Raw genomic sequence first — 564 nt, 5'->3', positions numbered from 1 at the left:
AGCCATGCCTGAGCATAATGCTTTCATTGGTTAGCGCCCCGCATCCATGTCACATTGCATATGGTCCCAGCCGGTGTAACCTTTCACTTCAGGGACCTTATCGGGTAAATTTTGATAATTGGATTCACGCCTGACGACTTTTCCCTTCAGCCATCCTTTTGTGAAATACACCATCCCCCATTTCCAGCCAGGTGCATCTGAAGTTATTTCGTCCACCTCACCATTTTCAAGCTGGTACTTAATTCCAGAACCACCTGGCAATACGCGCGGATCGTCAAATGGTCTGGATGACATATAAAGGCTGTGCTTTGTCTGCAGAAAGCCCTGGTCATTCACCACTGTGAAAGAAACAACATCATCTCGCGGAGGTGAGTTCATTCCATCCGGTTCGTTTCCTCCGGGAGAAAATTGTGCAACCTGCCACGTTTTCCCGTAGTCCTTAGAGACACGAAACCCACCGACTCCCCAGCCTGTAATAGCGATGTATCGTTCTGAGGGATGGACAAACTTTTTAGTAAATATTCTGTAAAACTGGCTGACAGGTTCAGAATGAATCCCCCGCTG

1 protein-coding gene is annotated in these 564 nt (G+C 47.7%); it reads right to left on the bottom strand.

Annotated elements, in window-relative coordinates; translation table 11 throughout:
- Window positions 1-30 precede the first annotated feature (30 nt).
- A partial coding sequence (locus URZ40_RS23150) for a hypothetical protein (RefSeq protein ID WP_320721258.1) occupies window positions 31-564 on the bottom strand: 534 nt, incomplete at its 5' end.

This window comes from Enterobacter sp. 296B2 (assembly GCF_034106185.1).
Classification (GTDB): Bacteria; Pseudomonadota; Gammaproteobacteria; order Enterobacterales; family Enterobacteriaceae; genus Enterobacter; species Enterobacter cloacae_N.
Note: the sequence above shows the minus strand (reverse complement) of the source record. Positions and strands in the feature narration are given on the sequence as shown.